This window comes from Streptomyces sp. NPDC005151 (genome assembly GCF_053599875.1).
This window is the reverse complement of the sequence record NZ_JBSFYR010000023.1, coordinates 38,930-53,909: the sequence shown is the minus strand read 5'-3', so window position 1 is coordinate 53,909 and position 14,980 is coordinate 38,930. Positions and strand designations below refer to the sequence as shown.

The following is a 14,980-nucleotide window of genomic DNA, read 5'->3' as shown; positions in this document are numbered from 1 at the left end:
CGCTCAGCGGCCGGAGCCGAGCTCCGCGAGCACCGCGTCCGTGAACGCCGGCCACACCTCGACCGCCCACGGCCCGAAGGCCCGGTCGGTCAGCGCGACGCACGCCGCACCCGCGACCGGGTCGATCCACAGGAACGTACCGGACTGCCCGAAGTGCCCGAAGGTCGCTGGAGACGACGAAACACCCGTCCAGTGCGGCGACTTGGAGTCCCGGATCTCGAAGCCGAGCCCCCAGTCGTTGGAGTTCTGGTGGCCGTAGCCCGGCAGCACACCCTTCAGGCCGGGGTGGACGACGGTCTGCGCGGCCAGCACCGTACGCGGGTCGAGCAGCCGTGGCGCCTGCACCTCCGCCGCGAACCGGACGAGATCGTCGACGGTCGAGACACCGTCCTTGGCGGGCGAGCCGTCCACCGTCGTCGACGTCATCCCGAGCGGCTCCAGGACCGCCTGGCGCACATACTCCGGGAACGGGATGTCGGTGGCCTTGGCGATGTGGTCGCCGAGCACCTCGAAGCCCGCGTTGGAGTAGAGCCGCCGGGTGCCGGGGGCGGCCGTCACCCGGTGCTCGTCGAACGCGAGCCCGCTGGTGTGCGCGAGCAGATGCCGGACGGTGGAACCCTCGGGCCCGGCCGGCTCGTCGAGCTCGACCGCGCCCTCCTCGTACGCCACGAGCGCCGCATAGGCCGCGATCGGCTTGGTGACGGAGGCGAGCGTGAAACGGTGCGCGGTCGGGCCGTGCGTACCGACGACGGTGCCGTCCGCTCGCACGACGGCCGCCGCCGCAGTGGGGACGGGCCAGTTGTCGATCATCGCCAGGCTCTGCATGCGTACGAGCGTAACGGTCACCGTCGGCGAGCCCACGGCCGGCAAGGTCGAGAGACGGACAGCCGGCCTGCCCGCCGTCGGACACAGACCGTTACGAAAGACCGAGGCTAGATCACACGCACCGCCGATTGTCGCAGTGCGGCTTGGGCTTGTGGTGGGGCTTGTGGTGGGGCTTCGGCTTGGGCTTGGGCTCGTGCTTTTGGAGGGTGATGACGACCAGGGTCTCCTCGTTCGCGATGACGGTCACCGGGCTGGTGCAGGGCTTCTTGGGCTGCTTGAAGTCGCGGGGGACCTTGACGACACAGACGCGGAACTCGCCCGGCTGCAGATCCTTGATGTCGCAGGTGCCGGCGCCGTCGGTGGTGCAGGTGCCCGCGACTTGGCCTGTGGCGTCGAGGGCCTTCACTTGGACGCCCTTGACGCCCACTTTGGTCTTGGCCTTGATGACCTTTACGGTGATCGAGCCGGTCGCGGCCTCGAAGTTCAGGCAGACTGTCTGGTTGTCCACCGTGGCGCAGATCAGCTCGGGGCGGGGCTGGCCGGCGGGCCAGGTCGTGTTGGCGTGCAGCAACGCGTCGGTGAACACCGGGTTGGGCGTCACCGTGTCGGGGTTGGTGGTGAAAGTGGTCAGCACCTGTTGGAAGAACGGACCGGTCGCGGTGCCGCCGTCGGAATCGCCTTGCAGGCTGGCGGTGATCTGGGCCTGCTGTCCGGCCGCGATGTCCGCGGGCACGGACTGGATCGACAGCACCAGCCAGGGTCGGAAGCTGATCTCCTCGGCCGCGGTGCCGGCCAGGTGATCGCATCCTTCACCGTCCGGCATGTCGTTGCAGCCCCACCAGTTCAGCCGGGCGTCGATGATTGCGTCAGCCGCGTTGTTGACCAGACCCTGCCCGGAGGCGCTGTCGACGATCCGGTTGAAGTTGACCGTCATCGGACCGGTGTAGGAGCCGGCCGTGACGACGATGCCGGAGCCGCCCGACTCGGTGATGGTGTTCTGTGTGATCGTGGCGTCGGAGCTGGGTACGGTCTGGCCGCGCAGGGTGAAGCCGATGGCGTCCTGGCCGGTTTCGGTGATGACGTTGTTCCGTAGGGTGACGCCGCTGCTTCTGGAGATTTCCACGCCGAAGCGGCCGGGGGTCGTCGCGGTCCGCTCGATGGTGTTGTCCGCCACGGTGATGCCGGTGTTCGTCACCTGCGCAAACCCGGTGAAGAGCAGGACTGCGCCGTGGGTCTTGTCCGTGATCGTGTTCTGTGTGATCTGGATGTTGCGGCAGGCGCCGGACACCTGAACACCACTGAAGCCGCCGATCATGCTGTTCCGCGTGATGACGGAATCCAGGGGGCTCATCAAGGGAGGCTTGTGGCAGCGCCCGCAGCATCGCCCGCGTGTCCCAAGCAACGGCGGAGGCCGCCGCGACGCCCCCCGCCGCAGTGCGCGCCATGGCACCTCAACCATCGCGCTCCGGCCGGCCGGTGCCCGGTGTCCCAGGCCGGTCCGTGGTGTCCCAGGCCGGTGGTGTGCTGCTGGTGGAGACCGCCCGCCGGGCGGACTGGATCAGTTGACATCAGTGGCGCTGTCGCCGTGGCGCACGTGCCGGGCCGTGCAAGATCCTGCTGGATGTGGCGCTCGCGGTCGCGCTGGGCGGCGACTGCCTGGCCGATGTCGGCATGCTGCGGGCCGAGCCGGGGGTGTTCGGTCCGGTGGCGTCCGACCCGAACATCTCCCGCCTGATCGTGGCCTTGGCCGACGCCGGGCCGCGTGCGCTCGCGGCGATCCGGTGTGCTCGGGCCGAAGTCCGCGAGCGCACAAGGCGGTTGGCCGGGCAGGTGGCCAGGTGCCTGGCGTCCCGGGCTGAGTTCTCGGCGGCCGGTGGGTTCGTACTCCTTCGTGCCACCTTCTTGTATCCGTGGCCTGTAATGGATGTGGGCCCACGTTGCCGGACGCCGACCGGACCGTCCCGGAACCTGACCCGTTTGGGCTTGCTTCGAGTGCACTCCAAGGTTCTAGCGTGGGGGTCATGACGGTGATGGAGAGCACTTCCGTACGGACGGACGCCTGCGCATCGGCCCCACGGGCGCATCCCCGCCCCGAGGGTCAGGACCGCTACACCATCAGCGAGGTCGCGGCCTTCACCGGACTCACCGCCCACACGCTGCGCTGGTACGAGCGGATCGGGCTGATGTCGCACGTCGACCGCTCGCACACCGGTCAGCGCCGCTTCACCAATCGCGACCTCGACTGGCTGGCCTTCGTCTCCAAGCTGCGGCTGACCGGGATGCCGGTCGCCCACATGGTCAGATACGCGGAGCTGCTGCGCGAGGGCGAGCACACGTTCGAGGAACGGCAGGAGCTGCTGGAGGCGACCCGCCGCGATGTGAGGACGCGGATCGCGGAGCTCCAGGACACCCTCGCCGTCCTCGACCACAAGATCGACTTTTATGCGAGCGCCCGCCGGGCGCCGGAAAGGCCTTGCAGCTGATGACTGACAACAAGATCGCCACCGTGGAACTCGGGAACGGCGGCCCGCGGGTGGGCGTGCAGGGACTCGGCTGCATGGGCATGAGCGAGTTCTACGGGGGCACCGACGAGGCCGCCGCCCGGGACACCCTGGACGCGGCGCTGGAGGCCGGCGTCACGCTCTTCGATACCGCAGATGTGTACGGTCGCGGCGCCAACGAGAAGTTCCTGGCGCCGTTCGTCGGGGCGCACCGGGGCGAGATCACCCTCGCCACGAAGTTCGCCATAGAGCGGACCGATGACCCGCAGTACCGGGGCGTGCGCAATGACCCCGCGTACATCCGCCAGGCCGTCGAGGACAGCCTGCGCCGCCTCGGCACCGACGTCATCGACCTCTACTACATGCACCGCCGGGACCCGGCCGTCCCGCTGGCCGAGTCGGTCGGCGCGATGGCCGAGCTGGTCCAGCAGGGCAAGGTCAAGCAGCTCGGGCTGAGCGAGGTGACCGGCGCGGAGCTGCGCGAGGCGTACGCCGTGCACCCGATTGCCGCCCTGCAGTCCGAGTGGTCGCTGTTCAGCCGGGACGTCGAGCGCAGTGCCGTGCCCGCGGCGGTCGAGCTCGGGGTGACCTTCGTGCCGTACTCGCCGCTCGGCCGCGGCTTCCTGACCGGGGCGTTCGCCGACGCCGCCAAGGATCTGTCCAAGGACGACTTCCGCCGGTACCAGCCCCGTTTCACCGGCGACAACGCGAAGGCGAACGCCGCTCTGCTGGAGCCCGTCCACAAGATCGCGGCGGCGCACGGGGCGACGGCCGCGCAGGTGGCACTCGCCTGGGTGCAGCAGCGTGCCGAGGTGCACGGGCTGACCGTGGTGCCGATCCCCGGCACCCGCAAGCGCAGCCGGCTGCTGGAGAACGTCGGGGCGACCCGGCTCACCCTCACGCCGCAGGAGCTGGCCGTGCTGGAGCCGATCGCCGGCCTGGTCGCAGGGGACCGCTACCCGGACATGAGCTCGACGTCGGCGGCGCGCGAGTAACCGGCGGCGGCGAGGGCCGGCCCCGCTACGCGATCCCCAGCGCGAACACGGCAAACCCCGCCGCGAGCAGCCCCGCCGCTGCCCGGCGGGCGTTCGCCGCCCGCGTTCCGGCCTGCCACGGTGCCTCGAAGCGGCGCGCGTACCGGGCGATGAGCACCAGCAGCCCGGCGAACACCGGCATCCACGCCAGCCGTGCCAGGATCCAGCCGATCGTGTCCGGCCCGGTCGTCAGCCCGGGCACCGCACCGGCGAACGACGCCGGGACGGCCGCGGCCAGCATCGCCGTCTGGTGCCAGCACAGGATCGTCATCGCGGACAGATTGATGACGACGACCGGCGCCCACACCGGTGGACGGCGCAGCAGCCGGCCGATCCGGTCGCGCAGCAGGATCGCCGCACCGCTCTGCGCCGCGGCCAGCGCGAGGACCAGCAGCGACGGCGGATGCGAATTGGTGCGCGCCTCGCCCGGCACGCCGACCATCGACGCCGGGTAGTGGAAGGCGAGCAGGAGCGCGGCGAACAGCACGGCCCCGCCGACGAGCAGGAACCGGGCGCCCCGATTCCCGATCCGGCCCTCGCCCCACGAGACACCGAGCTGGTACGCGAAGAGCCAGCCCGGAAGGATGTTCAGCACGCTCAGCCAGGACGGCATCGCCTCGGCGTACGGTCCGTAGCGCAGGAAGTCGACGGCGGCGACCGCCCCGAGCAGTGGCGCGGCCGCCCAACCGCCCAGCCGCCGCGCGATCCGCAGGCAGTACGGGGTGAGGGCGGTGACCACCGTGTACACCCCGACGAACCAGAGTGGCTGGATCACCAGCGTCGACCCGGTCCGCAGCGTGTCACCGGGCACCCCGAGCGCGTACAGCACAGGGATCATCGCCGCCCAGACGGCGGTCACCCCGAGCACCGGCCTGCCCAGCCTGGCCATCCGCCCGCGCAGCCAGGCTGCGGTGGTGGACTTCCTGCGCCGGTACGAGAGCACGGAGGCGTACCCGCCGACCAGGAAAGAAGATGCCCAGCATCTGGAGGATCCAGCTGACCGGGGCGAGGAATCCGAAGGCGGAGAGCGGGCTGGCGTTGTGAAGTGCGCCGGCGCTGTCCAGCCGGAAGCCGCCGAGCAGCCAGTGCCCGGTCGGCACGGCGAGGAGGGCGAGGGCGCGCAGTCCGTCGACGGCACGGTCGCGGTGAGCGGGGGTACGGGCGTCGATCCGGGCCGCAAGCTGCTTCAGGCTCATCGGCCCGCCCCTTCCGCGATGGCCGCGAAGGCGCGCAGCGAGTCCGTGCCGGGGGCGAAGTAGCCGGTGTGGCCGTGCGCGTCCTCGGCGGGCACCCGGCGGGCCCCGAACTCCGGATCGGCGGGATCGGGCCCGTGACCGAGCCCGGCCACCTCGACGTTCGGTACGTCGTCGATCCAGTCGGTGGCGTCCTTGGCCGCCCAGACCCGGGCGGTGGTGTGCAGATCGGCGACGTTGTCGGCGCGCATGCCGGGCGAGCCGAGGACGACCAGGTCGCTGACGTGCAGCCGGGGCGCGGCGAGACCGCACACGACGGACCCGTAACTGTGGCAGAACACGGCGGGTTCGGTGATCCTGTCGGCCGCCAGCCCGTCCGCGAACCGGGTCAGCCGGTCGGCGCCCGCCTTTGCGAGCGAACCGGTCGCAGCATCGACCCCGACGCCGACGGGAGTGGTGTAACCGGCCCAGGCGATCACCGCACTGCCCGTCCCGGTCTCCGCGTACAGCGACTTCGCCATGCCGGCCGGAGTGCCGTACACGTCATGCGTACGGTCGAAGGTCCCGGCGTCGATGTCCGAACCCGGCACCACGACGGAGACCCGGCTCGCGGTCCTCAGGTCCCCGAACACCTCGGCGACCTGTCCGCGCCCGCGCGGATCGAAGGCCAGGATCTGCCGTCCGCGATCCACGCCCAGATGCGCGTACCGGGGATCGTGACCGGCCTGCAGGGAAAGGGCGTTGGCACGGTAGCGCAACTCGACGGGCACCCCGTCGAGATTGCCGACGACCGATGGATGCCGCACGACCAGTTGCTGCCGCTCGTCCTTGCTCAGCCCCCGGAAGAATCTCGCTGCTTGGGCGGGTGTGGACCGCTCCGGATCCGGCAGCTTCCGCCCCAGCACACGATCCGACCGCCATGCGGCACTCCCGGGCGGCGGCCCGGTCACGGCCTGCTGTGCATTCCCGGACACCCAGCCGGCGGTCCCGGCCACCACGGTGGTCGCCAGCGCGACCGCGACCAGAGTCCTCGCGTAACGGCGCATCTCGCCCTCCCTCTTCGGCTCGTGCACGCCGTTCGGCGCGACGGGAGGGAAGGTAGGAAGAAGGTGGGTGAGAGGGCGTCACACCGGGGAGCCACGTTCAGGGTGGTACCGGGGTAGGGGGTGTACCGGGGGAATTCCCCACCTCACGCGGCCGTTCGAGCCGGCTCGGGGCTGTTTTGCCCACTCAAGCCCGCCTTGCCGGCTCAGAGCCTGTCGGGTGACCTTCGATCGGAAAGCGGACGCGGTCTGGTGCGTGCGATTCCAAGGCGCCAGAAGGCCCTCGGATGGGGTCTCCCCTGCTCGAACGAAGCTGAGAGCGTGGGGAAGGAGCTACTAGGGCATTTCGGCAACGCGGGAAGCGTGCGTGCCAGGGCGTGGCCCCCCGATCAGAGGTCACCCGACAGGCTCTCAGGCCCGTCCTGCCCAAATCAGGCCGTGCTCGGCCCACTCAAGCCCGTCCGGCGCCCCGGACCGGGGTCCGGGGCAGCGCTCCGGTTCCGGGAAGTGGCGGGTAGGGGAAACGCCCGCCGCAGGCGCCCACCCCCGCGCCCACCCTTACTCGCCCGGCGTCACCAGCCCCGACTCATACGCAAAGATCACCGCCTGCGCCCGATCCCGCAGATCGAGCTTGGCCAGCACCCGTCCGATATGCGTCTTCACCGTCTGCTCGGCCAGCACCAGCCGCCCCGCGATCTCCTGGTTGGACAGCCCCCGGGCAATCAGCTCCAACACCTCCGTCTCCCGCGGCGTCAGCCCGTTCAGCCGCAGAGCGACGGCATCGCTCCGCCCGCCCGCACCGCTTCCGCCCGGCCGCTGCCGCGCGAAGTCCGCGATCAGCCGTCGCGTCACGGACGGCGCCAGCAGCGCCTCGCCCGCCGCCACCACCCGTACCGCCGAGATGAGATCGGCGGGCGGCGCGTCCTTCAGCAGGAACCCGGACGCCCCGGCGCGCAGCGCCTCGTACACGTAGTCGTCCACGTCGAAGGTGGTGAGCATCAGCACCTTCGGCCGGTGGACCACCCCCACCGGCGGATTCAGCAGCTCACGCGCGGCCGCGAGGCCGTCCATCTCCGGCATCCGCACGTCCATCAGCACCACGTCCGGATGGACGTTCCGGCTGACCTCGATCCCCTGCCGCCCGTCCGGCGCCTCGCCCACCACATCGATGTCGCTCTGCGCCGACAGCAGCGCCGCGAACCCCGCCCGCACCATGGCCTGGTCGTCGACGATGATCACACGGATGGTCACAGGTCCTCCAGGGACGAGGGGGAGGCGGGCGACAGCGGCAGCCGTGCGGCCACCCGGAACCCGCCGTCGGGCAGCGGCCCGGTGTCCAGGGTGCCGCCGGTCAACCGTACGCGTTCACGCATCCCGACCAGCCCGTGTCCGGTCCCCGTCGGCTCCAACGGCGAACCGGGCCGTTCCGCCCGGTCGTTGGCGACCACCACGGTCAGATGCTCCCCGTCCGACGCGACCGACACCCGGGTCCGCGCTCCCGGCGCATGCCGGACCACATTGGCCAGCGCCTCCTGCACGATCCGGTACGCGGACAGGTCCACCGCCTGCGGTACGTCGCCCAGGTCCGCGGCGAGCGACAACTCCGCGGGCAGCCCCGCCCGTACCGTTGCCTCGACCAGCTGCTGCACCCGGTCGAGCCCCGGCTGCGGCGCCCGTTCGCCCTCCGTACCGTCGCTGCGCAACACCACGAGCAGCCGCCGCATCTCGGCGAGCGACTCCCGGGCGCTCGCCGCGATCGAGCCGAACTCCTCGACCGCCTCCTCGGACAGCCCGCTGATCCGGTACGGGGCGGAGTCGGCCTGGACCGTGATCACCGACATGTGGTGCGCGACCACATCGTGCAGCTCACGGGCGATTCTGGTGCGCTCCTCCAGCAGGGTCCGCTGCGCCCGCTCCGCCTCGCTGATGGTCTCCTGCTCGGCCAGCCGCCGTTGCGCGTCGCCCCGTTCCCGCAGCGCCGCGGCGATCACCAGCACCACCGCGCCGAGGGTGGGCAGCAGCAGGGCGCTGCCGTTGCTGCGCCCGGGCGAGATCACATGCAGCACCAGACCGGCGGCTCCCGTGGCCAGCCAGACGGCGATCGAGGTCCGGCGGGTCTCGCGGAGCCCCAGGGCGAGGAGCAGGAAGAGATACCCGACGATGGCGGGTGGTGTCCACGGCCAGAGGGTGTACGTCGCCACCGGATACCCCAGGAGCACCAGGGCACCGATGATGTCGGCGGGGAAGACGATCCACCACGCCTGCAACGGCCGGTGCGCCAGCATCAGCAGGGGCGCCGCCTGGGCGACACCGAGTGCGCCCGCCACGCCCCCGGGCACGCCGTACTCCGACATCAGGTAGGTGATCGTGACCGGGATGAGGGTGGCGGCGAGGGCGAGGACGACACCGTACGGAAGCAGCCGCTGCCACGGTCTCGGAGCGCCGGAGAACAGCGGGGTCGGGGGATGGGACGGGTGGGTCAGTCCGTGGGCGAGCTCGCGCAGATTGCGGCGGGCGGCGCTGAGCAGACCGTCGGCGGGCGGTGGGGGCGGGGGAGAGGAAGTCGGCATGGCCCGATCAGCGTAGGCAGCGGACCTGCCGCGCGGCGTCATACCGGGGTCTGATCAGGACCCGGTGCCCCGTACGGGGGTAGTGCGTGCCCCGCCCCTCACGGCCTCCCCCGCGGTAGGGAGTGAGCTCCCGGCGCCCTGCGACTCCGCTTGCGGCGTTGTCGTCAGTCACCGACGCTCCGCGTCGACTCCGTCCTCCGCCTTGCCATCGAAGCCGCACGACGCCGCTCGCCGATCCACTCCCTGTCGTGGGGGAGGCCGTCAGCCCACCGCTACAGCTCCGCGAGCAGCTGGGCCTTCTTCGCGCTGAACTCGTCGTCCGTCACGAGTCCCGCCCGGTGCAGCTCCCCGAGGTGCCGGATCCGCTCGGCGATGTCCGCCGGATCGGGGCGCCCCGCACCCGGGACGGCGGCCGCCGGATCGGGTGCGGACTGCTTCCTGCGTACGGACTCCAGGACGGCGGCCGCGAACGGCAGCGACTCGTGCACCGGGCCGTAGCCGAGCCCGAAGATCACCGCGGCCGGGTCCTGATCGGCCTGGGTGGGCCGCGCGGCCATCGCCTGCGGACCGGGCGCGGCATCCGTACCGGGTGTTCCTCTCTCCGCGTTCGTACCCGCGCCCGCCAGTGAACCCGCGCCTTCGGCGCCTCGTGGGACCAGCCGCAGGTAGCCGTCGAACGCCTCGGGCGACCGCCACTCGACCCCGCACAGCTCGGTGACCGGAAACGTCTGGTCGCCCGCCTTCCACTTCGCCGTGGAGGCACCCGTCCAGAACCAGCGGAAGGAGATCCGGTCCCCGTCGAAGCTGGCCCGGCCGTCGTACGCCTTGAACTGCATCGGCGCCTCGGGGGCCGCGACCATGAAACGTTCGGCGGGCTCACCCGCGTCCGCTCCGAGCAGTGCGCGCAGCTCGTCCGCGTAGTACTCGGCGAGCGTCTCGCGTTCGGCGGGCAGCACCAGCCGGTACGGATCGCAGCCGTCCTTCAGCTGCCCTGCCGCAGCCTCCAGCAGGGGATCGGCACCGGGTCTCGGCACCGCATGCAGCACCACCGTGCCCCGCTTGCCCGGAGTCAGCGTCACCGACGACAACGCCGCGTGCGGAATGCGGCGTTCACGCAGGCTCTGGAAGAGCTTCGGCGTGCGAATACCCCGTTCGAAGCGGATGAGCACGGAGTCGGTGTCGAACTCCCAGGTGGCATGAATTCCGGCCAGCACATCACCCATGTGCCTCATCGTATGCGGCACTTGCCCGCACGTCCCCCCTCGGTGTATGCCGCAATTCATGCTCCGTCGCGGCTCTTTACGCGCGTCACATGCCTTCGGCGCCGGAAATTCCCTTGTGACAGGCGCTGTCGGCGCTCGCACAGGTCACCGAGCCGTAGGCGCCCACGCCGATGGCGGCGAAGTTGCTGAGGCTCTCGGTGCCCGGCACGAAATAGCCGCTGTGCCCGTTGGCGTCGCCCGCCGAGACGACACGCGCACCGAAGCCCCGGTCCACCGGATCGGCCCCGTGGCCGAGCCCGCCGACCTCCATGTTCGGTACATCCTCGATCCAGTCGTTGCGGTCCCGCATCGCCCAGACGGCGGCCGAGGTGTGCAGCTGATCCGCGCGTTCCACCCGCATGCCGGGGCTGCCCGCGACCGCGATGTCGGCGACCCGGGACGGCAGTTCTTCCGCGGCGACACCGCACAGCACGGACCCGTAGCTGTGACAGAACAGCGAGACCTTTGACGTGCCGGGCAGCGCGCCGACGAGCGCATTGAGCCGGACGGCGCCGCGCGCGGCGAGGTTTCCCAGGGCCGCGTCCATACCGATGCCGGCGGGCGCGGTGTAGTCGGCCCAGGCGATGACGGCGGTCCGGGTGCCGGGGCGGGCAGCGTGCTCCGCCGCGTACAGCGACTTCGCCATGCCGACGGGGGCGGCGTTGACCTTCGGCCCGGTCCGCTCCAGCGTCAGCAGGTTGGTGTCGACACCGGGCACGACCATCGAGATCCGCTCGGCCTTGTCCAGGTCACCGAACACCTCGGCGGCGTGGCCCTTCCCGGACGGGTCGAAGGCCAGGAAATGCCGGCCCTGGGCCAGCATCGACCGGAAGCGCTCCATCCGGCGCAGCGCGTCGGCGCGGCCGTCCGGGGAGAGCCTGACGTCGTGCATGCGCAGCCGCTCGACCGCCCGCGCCTGAACCAGGGCCCGCCGGTTGGCGTGGTAGCGCAGGGTGACCGGGGCGCCGTTCAAATTGCCGACGACCAACGGGTACCTGTTGGCGAGCACGGTCCGCTGCGTGGCGGTGAGCGTGGCGAAGAACTGCGCCAGCCGGAACGGCGGTGCATCGGCGTCCGGCAGCGGGTGACCCGCTATCCGCCCCCGCGCCCAGGAGGCGAGTGCGATGTCGCGTGGCTCGTGGGAGGGTTGGTGACGTACGGCTGTCCAGCCGGTGGTCGCCAGCATCACGAACACGACCGCGACGGCGAGCAGCGCGCGCCATGCGGTGAGCGTGGGGGAGGAGTCGAAGGAAGTCACTCCGGCCCACATTAGGAGACGCGCGACGACCACTGTGAAGCGGGTGACGCACATCACTCGCCTGCAGGGAATTGGGGCGGGTTTCTCTCACGCTCCGTGCGCGCGTCCGGTACGCTCCGACGGATTTCGCGCCGCTCCCGTCCTGCACGGGCCGGTTGTGGTACGGCAGTTGTGAAGTCCGTCATGTTCCGCTACGAGGCGTTCGGCACATGACGGGGGCGGAGCTGTCCGGCGGGAGGCGTAGGCGCGGCGATCGCGGGTTCGCCCGGCGTATGCCAGTTCCCCGCGAGCGCCGGGCCCAGGTGGTCCAGATAGTTCTCGGTCAGCGCGCGCAGCGACTCCACGCTCGTGTCCCGCCCCTGCCCCCACAGCTGCCCGGTCACCCGCATCACCCCGGAGAACGCGGCGACGGCGACCCGCGGCCGCGGATCCGTCCGGATGTCGAGGCCCTCGCGCCCGGCGATCACCTCGGCCATCTCGGTCTCCAGGTCGCTGCTGCGCCGCAGGTGGGCCGCGAGCAGGCAAGGGGTCGACTCGATCATCCGGTATGTGCGCATGTGGAGTTCGACCGTGACGGTCTCCTCGATCGCCTCGCCGATACTGTTCCAGGCGCACAGGACCGCGCTGCGCATTGCCTCGAAAGGGGCTTCCGCGGCGGGCCGTTGACGCAGCTCGGAGAGGAAGTGCGACTCCACCATCTCCTGGACGGCGAAGACGGCCTCCTCCTTGCTGGCGAAATGGCGGAAGAAGGTGCGCTGGGAGACCTCGACGGCGTCGACGATCTCGTCGACGGTGGTCTCGTCGTACCCCTGGGTGGTGAAGAGGTCGAGGGCGGCGTGCAGCAGGGCGTCCCGGGTGTGTCGCTTCTTGCGTTCGCGCAGCCCGGTCGGTTGCTCTGCGGCGCGCCGGACATCGGTCACTGAGTGGTCCTCTTTCTGTCTCTTTGTCCAGCTCAGGGGTACCTGTGGGCTACGTGACAGTTACCGGCTTGTGGAATGGTTTGTCAACTGTCAGTGACTGACACTAATGTCCTCGGCATGACTAGTCAGACCACCGCAGAAAGGCCGTTGCGGGAGCCGCAGGGCGCCCCTGCTCCCGCCCCGGCCAAGGGGCTGCGCGGCCACCCCTGGCTGACGCTCTTTTCCGTGGCCATCGGCGTGATGATGGTCGCGCTCGACGGCACGATCGTCGCGATCGCCAACCCCGCCATCCAGCAGGACCTGAACGCCTCGCTCGCCGACGTTCAGTGGATCACCAACGGCTACATGCTCGCACTCGCGGTCTCCCTGATCACCGCGGGCAAGCTCGGTGACCGGTTCGGCCACCGCCAGACCTTCCTGATCGGTGTCGTGGGCTTCGCCGCGGCATCGGGAGCCATCGGTTTCTCCAGCAGCGTGGCCATGGTCATCGCGTTCCGGGTGCTGCAGGGTCTCTTCGGCGCCCTGCTGATGCCGGCCGCGCTCGGCCTGCTGCGCGCCACCTTCCCGGCCGAGAAGCTGAACATGGCGATCGGTATCTGGGGCATGGTCATCGGCGCCTCGACGGCGGGCGGTCCGATCCTCGGCGGCGTCCTCGTCGAGCACGTCAGCTGGCAGTCCGTCTTCTTCATCAATGTGCCGGTCGGAGTGATCGCGCTCCTGCTCGGCGTGGTGATCCTCAAGGACCACCGCGCCGAGAACGCGCCGCGCTCCTTCGACATCGGCGGCATCGTGCTGCTGTCGCAGGCGATGTTCTGCCTGATCTGGGCGCTCATCAAGGGTGCGGAGTGGGGCTGGGGCGACTTCAGGACGCTCGGCTTCCTGGGGGCGGCGGTGGCCCTGTTCGTGGTGTTCGCCCTCTCCCAGAAGAACGTCAGGGAGCCGCTGATCCCGCTGGCGATGTTCCGCTCGTTGCCGCTGTCCGCGGGTGTGGTCCTGATGGTGCTGATGGCGTTCGCCTTCATGGGCGGGCTGTTCTTCGTCACCTTCTACCTCCAGACCGTGCACGGTCTGAGCCCCGTCGACAGCGGTCTGCACCTGCTGCCGCTGACCGGGATGATGATCGTCGGCTCCCCGCTCGCGGGCCTGCTGATCACCAAGCTCGGCCCGCGCGCCCCGCTCGTCGGCGGCATGGTGTGCACCGCGGTCGCGATGTTCGGGATGTCCCAGCTGGACACCGGCACCGGCACCCTGACGATGTCCATCTGGTTCGGTCTGCTCGGCCTCGGCCTCGCCCCGGTGATGGTCGGCGCCACCGAGGTCATCGTGGGCAACGCCCCGATGGAGCTCTCCGGCGTCGCGGGCGGTCTTCAGCAGGCCGCGATGCAGGTTGGCGGCAGCCTCGGTACGGCGGTGCTGGGTGCGGTCATGGCCTCGCAGGTCGACGCGAAGCTCGCTGACAACTGGGCTGCCGCGGAGCTTCCGCCGCTCTCGCCGCAGCAGCTGGACCAGGCGTCCTCGGCCGTCGAGGTCGGGATCCCGCCGGTGGCGTCCGGCATGCCGGGTCCGGTCGCGGAGAAGATCACGGGCGTCGCACATGACACGTTCGTGTCGGGCATGGGCACGGCATTCATGGTCGCCGGCGTGGTCGCGGTGATCGCGGCGCTGGTCGCCACGCTCACCAAGCGCGGTGCGAATGCGGAGGCGGGCGCGGGCACGGGCCACATCTGAGCCCGCCGCCGGCCCTCGCCGACTCCTCGCGCCGAGGACGCCCGAGCGTCAACACAGCGCCCACGACAGCCCCGCCGGATCCGTCCGGCGGGGCTGTCGCCTATCCGGGTGGTCCGGCCCCGCGCCCCTTCCCGTGGCGCTGCCCCGCAGGTCAGGGTGCGTGCAAGTGATCCACACCACCACGGGGGTTGATTGATATGCGTACGACTGCGCTTGCCGCCGCACTGGCCGTCACCGCGCTCATCCCGCAGGCCGTACAGGCCGCAGAGACCGCACCGGCCACACAGACCACCCGCACCACGCAGGTCGCATCGGCTCCGCGGGCCGCGCCGGTCCGGCTCGGGGCGTGCGGGACAGGTCAGCTCTGCCTCTGGGAGAAGCCGGACTTCACCGGCGCCCGGCAGGTCCACGAACTGTCCACCATCGACATCGAGAGCTGTGTCCCGCTGCCACCGGCCGGCCGGGCCCAGGCGCTCGCCAACCGCACCGGCCGCCCCGTCACCACCTATCAGTCGGCGGAGTGCGCCGAGACCGGCGAGTTCGAGACCTATCCGGGCGGTGGCACCTGGGTGCCGCAGTCCCCGTACCAGGTCAGGGCCTTCAAGGTCTGGGAGAACTGACGCCGAAGGGCGGCGGACCAAGAGGT

Annotated in this window: 12 protein-coding genes and 2 pseudogenes; 5 read left to right on the top strand and 9 right to left on the bottom strand. The window is 70.8% G+C overall.

Going from position 1 to position 14,980, the window contains the following annotated elements; genetic code table 11:
• Positions 1-3: 3 nt before the first annotated feature.
• Both ACWD6R_RS15310 and ACWD6R_RS15305 read right to left on the bottom strand, forming a co-directional pair.
• On the bottom strand, positions 4-825 hold the full coding sequence (locus ACWD6R_RS15310; RefSeq protein ID WP_451819116.1) for a serine hydrolase domain-containing protein: 822 nt from the start codon (positions 823-825) through the stop codon (positions 4-6).
• A gap of 112 nt (positions 826-937) precedes the next feature.
• Complete coding sequence (locus tag ACWD6R_RS15305; protein WP_451819115.1) at positions 938-2,176, bottom strand: right-handed parallel beta-helix repeat-containing protein; 1,239 nt, start codon at positions 2,174-2,176, stop codon at positions 938-940.
• Between the two features lie 92 nt (positions 2,177-2,268).
• On the opposite strand from ACWD6R_RS15305, the pseudogene ACWD6R_RS15300 reads away from it, so the two are divergent.
• The 3 genes and pseudogenes from ACWD6R_RS15300 to ACWD6R_RS15290 form a co-directional block, all read left to right on the top strand.
• A pseudogene (locus tag ACWD6R_RS15300) lies at positions 2,269-2,661 on the top strand (transposase); the annotation flags it as partial.
• A gap of 185 nt (positions 2,662-2,846) precedes the next feature.
• A complete protein-coding gene (locus tag ACWD6R_RS15295) occupies positions 2,847-3,308 on the top strand; it encodes a MerR family transcriptional regulator (protein WP_451819114.1) in 462 nt (153 codons plus the stop codon).
• A complete protein-coding gene (locus tag ACWD6R_RS15290; RefSeq protein WP_451819113.1) occupies positions 3,308-4,321 on the top strand; it encodes an aldo/keto reductase in 1,014 nt (337 codons plus the stop codon). The genes ACWD6R_RS15295 and ACWD6R_RS15290 overlap by 1 nt, the downstream gene beginning before the upstream one ends.
• Before the next feature lie 25 nt (positions 4,322-4,346).
• Here the strand turns inward: ACWD6R_RS15290 and ACWD6R_RS15285 are convergent.
• The 7 genes and pseudogenes from ACWD6R_RS15285 to ACWD6R_RS15255 all read right to left on the bottom strand — a co-directional run bounded on the left by ACWD6R_RS15285 (position 4,347) and on the right by ACWD6R_RS15255 (position 12,606).
• Positions 4,347-5,556 (bottom strand): annotated as a pseudogene (locus tag ACWD6R_RS15285) (acyltransferase family protein).
• Positions 5,553-6,599: an alpha/beta hydrolase gene (locus ACWD6R_RS15280; protein WP_451819112.1), complete on the bottom strand. Its 1,047-nt coding sequence runs from the start codon at positions 6,597-6,599 to the stop codon at positions 5,553-5,555. Before ACWD6R_RS15280 ends, ACWD6R_RS15285 begins: the two are co-directional and overlap by 4 nt.
• Before the next feature lie 555 nt (positions 6,600-7,154).
• Positions 7,155-7,847 carry a response regulator gene (locus tag ACWD6R_RS15275; protein WP_451819111.1) on the bottom strand — a complete coding sequence of 231 codons (693 nt, stop codon included), beginning with the start codon at positions 7,845-7,847 and terminating at the stop codon, positions 7,155-7,157.
• Positions 7,844-9,166: a sensor histidine kinase gene (locus tag ACWD6R_RS15270; protein ID WP_451819110.1), complete on the bottom strand. Its 1,323-nt coding sequence runs from the start codon at positions 9,164-9,166 to the stop codon at positions 7,844-7,846. Before ACWD6R_RS15270 ends, ACWD6R_RS15275 begins: the two co-directional genes overlap by 4 nt.
• Positions 9,167-9,438: 272 nt before the next feature.
• Positions 9,439-10,389, bottom strand: a complete 951-nt coding sequence (locus tag ACWD6R_RS15265; protein ID WP_451819109.1) for a DUF4429 domain-containing protein — start codon at positions 10,387-10,389, stop codon at positions 9,439-9,441.
• 85 nt (positions 10,390-10,474) lie between these two features.
• Positions 10,475-11,686: an alpha/beta hydrolase gene (locus ACWD6R_RS15260; RefSeq protein ID WP_451819108.1), complete on the bottom strand. Its 1,212-nt coding sequence runs from the start codon at positions 11,684-11,686 to the stop codon at positions 10,475-10,477.
• A gap of 191 nt (positions 11,687-11,877) precedes the next feature.
• Positions 11,878-12,606 carry a TetR/AcrR family transcriptional regulator gene (locus ACWD6R_RS15255; RefSeq protein WP_451819107.1) on the bottom strand — a complete coding sequence of 243 codons (729 nt, stop codon included), beginning with the start codon at positions 12,604-12,606 and terminating at the stop codon, positions 11,878-11,880.
• A gap of 117 nt (positions 12,607-12,723) precedes the next feature.
• On the opposite strand from ACWD6R_RS15255, the gene ACWD6R_RS15250 reads away from it, so the two are divergent.
• Together ACWD6R_RS15250 and ACWD6R_RS15245 are read left to right on the top strand one after the other, a co-directional pair.
• Positions 12,724-14,334: an MFS transporter gene (locus ACWD6R_RS15250; protein ID WP_451819106.1), complete on the top strand. Its 1,611-nt coding sequence runs from the start codon at positions 12,724-12,726 to the stop codon at positions 14,332-14,334.
• Between the two features lie 197 nt (positions 14,335-14,531).
• Positions 14,532-14,954 (top strand): peptidase inhibitor family I36 protein, encoded by a 423-nt coding sequence (locus tag ACWD6R_RS15245; protein ID WP_451819105.1) that lies wholly within the window; start codon positions 14,532-14,534, stop codon positions 14,952-14,954.
• Positions 14,955-14,980 lie beyond the last annotated feature (26 nt).